We start from the raw sequence: 3,284 nt of genomic DNA, 5'->3' as shown, positions 1-3,284 counted from the left end.
TGCTGCTCGGGGCGCAACAGGGCGCGGCGGCGATCGCCGGCTACGGTTCGGTCCCGTCGGCGGTCGCGCAGAAGATGGTGTTCGATGCGGTGAGCGATCCTCGGTCCCGGGCCACGCTGCGGCGGCTGTATGCCACCCCGGCCAGCGGGGCGCTGGTGGCGTTGGAGTCGCGGTCGCGGCTGTTTCCCAAGGGTTTGGCCGACTTCATCGAGTTGCGCGATCGGCGCTGCCGCACCCCTTACTGTGATGCACCGGTTCGGCACCGCGACCACGCCACACCACATCGGCGCGGCGGTGCCACCAGCGCGGTCAACGGGCAAGGCCTGTGCGAAGCGTGCAACTACACCAAAGAGGCGCCAGGCTGGTCGGTGACCACGGGTGTAGACGAGAACGGTACGCACACAGCGGAATTCACCACCCCGACCGGCACGCATTATCACTCGGCCGCGCCGCCGATGCCCGGCACGCCGAAGATTCCGATGACCGAAGCCGAGATCTACCTCAACGGTCAGCTACTGCAGGTGATCGCCGCTTAAACCTGATGGCGGACTTGGCCGTTCATCATCGTCATCGTGATGGTCGCGCGGTGGATGTCGTGCGGGTCGATCTCGAAGATGTTGGTGTCCAACACGATCAGATCGGCCTGCTTGCCGACCTCGACGGAGCCGACCTTCTGGTCCAGCCGGATCTGGTAAGCCGCGCCCATCGTGTTGGCATGCACGGCCTCGGCGACCGTCAGGCGCTGATCGGCCGGCGCGAGCACGGGCGCATCCGGCTTCCCGATCAGCTGTCGGGTCACCCCGATCTGGATGGAATCCAGCGGCTTGTAGGTCGAGAAGTATCCCGCCGCGGGCCAGTCGGTGCCCAGCGAAATGCGGCCACCTGAACGCAGGATGTCCTGTGCGCGATAGAACAGGTCCTGCCGCGGCGTGCCGTACCGCGCGGCCATGTTCTGCATGGTGTCCGGATCGGCAGACATCCAATTGGCCGAAAACTGGCCGATCACACCGAGTTTCCCGAATCGCTGGCTGTCCGGATCCTCGACGTACACCAGATGCGCGATCGTGTGCCTGCGGTCGCGCGGCGGATTGACCGCGATCGCCGCCTCGATGGAGTCCAGCGCGGTGCGCGCTGTGCGCTCACCGCAGGCATGCACGTGCACGTCGAACCCGGCGGCGTCGACCTCGCGGACCAGTTGGTGCCATTGCTCTTCGGTGAATGGCGATCCGCCGATCGAATCGGGCTTGTCCGCGTACGGCTCGATCAGCCACGCCGTGTATCCGCCCTGCGTGCCGTCGCCGATGACCTTCACCACGCCGACGTTGACCAGCTCCGTGGAGACCCGGTTGCGAATGTCCGTCAGCTTCGCCACCGCGTCATCCGCCGGCGGTGCCTTCACCATGTACGAGGCGACCACCCGGAACGGCAGTTTCCCGCGCTGCTCCAGATCCGTGTACAGGCTGATCAGTGCGCCCTGGTCGTCGCCGATCGGTGGCACCCCGGCATCGAAGACGGTCGTGATGCCGGCTGCCGACGCCTTGGGCAACCACGTCTCCAGCAACGCCTGCATCGACTGCAGCGAGATCGGGTCGACGGCGTTGACCAGGCTCAGCACGGCCTCGACCTCGAGCACATATCCGGTCGGCTCGCCGTGCTCGTCACGCACGTAGTAACTGAAGCCCGGAATCGGATCCGGGGTGTCGCGGCCGACACCGGCCTTCTCCAACGCCGCGCTGTTGGCCCACATGCTGTGGCCGTCGATCGCGAAGAAGAAGCCGGGCCGGTCGGGCAGCACCCGGTCCAGCTCCTGGCGCGTCGGCCCCTGTGGCCCGAACATGTCCACCCGCCAACCGAATCCACGCACCGGTCCGTCGGGATGGTCCTTCGCGTACGCGGCGATGGCCGCCAGCGCGTCCTGCGCGGTGGGCACCTGAAGGTCGGCACCGCTGCTCAGGAATGAGCCGAGGAACGGATGGATGTGGCCCTCGACGAAGCCCGGCAGCAGCAGATTGCCCTTGAGGTCGATGACGTGGGTGTCCGGGCCCGCCATCGCCATCGCGCCGGCGTCGTCCCCGACATAGGTGATCGTGTTTCGCGTCACGGCCACCGCCTGCGCCCACGGTTGCGCGGGTGACACGGTGTAGATCCGGCCGCTGCGGAACACGAAGTCCGCGATGTGGCGATCCACCGCCGCGGGCGGCTTCGCGCACGCGGCCGCCGTCGCAACGGCCGTCACAGCCGCGGCCCGCAGCGCCGTGCGCCGCGTCAGAACCCCAGTGCCCAAGGCGCTGAAGTGCGGCGCCCACTCACACGCAGTACACAAAACGGTGGCCCCCCAAAGCCCGTCAGCGCCTCCGCACGGTGCGTTGCACGCCCTTCATCTTTGCCTGCGCGGGCAGCGGCCCCTTCGGCATCGCCGCCGGGCCCATCCGGGTGCCCAGCGCGGCGAGCTTGGACTCCAGCGAGTCCATCTGCTTGACGGTGATGTTGGCCGGCAGCTTGGTCAGATGACGCTCGAGCTTGGCGAGCGGCACCTCGCCCTCGCCGTTGCCGACGATCACGTCGTAGATCGGGATATCGCCGACCAGTCGTGCGGTGCGCTTCTTCTCCTGCGCCAGCAGCGGACGGACCCGCGACGGCGAACCCTCGGCGACGAAGATCACGCCGGGCCGACCGATCACCCGGTGCACGGCGTCGAAATGACCGGTGGCCGCCACACCCGGGGTCACCCGCCACTTGCCCCGCAGGTTGTCCAGAGCCCAGGCCGCCGCACCGGTCTGCCCTTCGGCCTTGGTGAACACTGACTTCTGCGCACGCCGACCGAAGATGATGAACGCGACCAGCGCGCCGAGCACCACGCCCAGCGGGATCAGCATGTACATCGTGAACCCGCCGCCGGCCAGCACCCCGCCGACCACCGATGCGGCCACGATCAGCACGAATGCGCCGATCATGTAGGGCAGCAGCCGCTTGTCTTCCTTGCGCTGCATCTGGAATGCCTGCCACAGCTGTTTGCGGCGCTGCTTGGCCGCGGCCTTGCTGGCAGCCTTCGCCTCGGCCTTGGCCGCCTTGTTCTCGGCAGCGCTACGGGATTTCGCCATAACTACCAAGAATACGGAACGGCGATCGGCGTTACGCCGCGGTCACCGCGTGAGCTTGTGTGCGGCCGCGGCCTGCTGATACAGCCGGCCCGCGCGGTAGGAGGAGCGCACCAGCGGTCCGGAGAGCACTCCGGCGAATCCCAGCCCCTCGGCGTAGGCCGCCAGCTCGACGAACTCCTCGGG

At 67.8% G+C, this 3,284-nt stretch carries 3 protein-coding genes and 1 pseudogene; 1 reads left to right on the top strand and 3 read right to left on the bottom strand.

Features of this window, described 5'->3' with window-relative positions:
* The coding region (locus tag HPC46_RS33970) for an HNH endonuclease (protein ID WP_179476380.1) at positions 1-536 on the top strand (536 nt) is incomplete at its 5' end.
* Here the strand turns inward: HPC46_RS33970 and HPC46_RS33965 are convergent.
* The 3 genes and pseudogenes from HPC46_RS33965 to HPC46_RS33955 form a co-directional block, all read right to left on the bottom strand.
* Positions 533-2,323, bottom strand: coding sequence for an amidohydrolase (locus HPC46_RS33965; protein ID WP_179476379.1), 1,791 nt, complete (start codon positions 2,321-2,323; stop codon positions 533-535). The genes HPC46_RS33970 and HPC46_RS33965 overlap by 4 nt on opposite strands.
* Positions 2,324-2,345: 22 nt before the next feature.
* Positions 2,346-3,101, bottom strand: a complete 756-nt coding sequence (locus HPC46_RS33960; RefSeq protein ID WP_179476378.1) for a DUF4191 domain-containing protein — start codon at positions 3,099-3,101, stop codon at positions 2,346-2,348.
* A gap of 42 nt (positions 3,102-3,143) precedes the next feature.
* Positions 3,144-3,284 (bottom strand): annotated as a pseudogene (locus HPC46_RS33955) (lipoyl synthase); the annotation flags it as partial.

It is taken from the genome of Mycolicibacterium vinylchloridicum (assembly GCF_013404075.1).
Lineage (GTDB): Bacteria > Actinomycetota > Actinomycetes > Mycobacteriales > Mycobacteriaceae > Mycobacterium > Mycobacterium vinylchloridicum.
Note: the sequence above shows the minus strand (reverse complement) of the source record. Positions and strands in the feature narration are given on the sequence as shown.

Coding starts and splice junctions, on each gene's coding strand:
- HPC46_RS33960 (WP_179476378.1), bottom strand. CDS start 3,101: ATGGCGAAATCCCGTAGCGCTGCCGAGAACAAGGCGGCCAAGGCCGAG.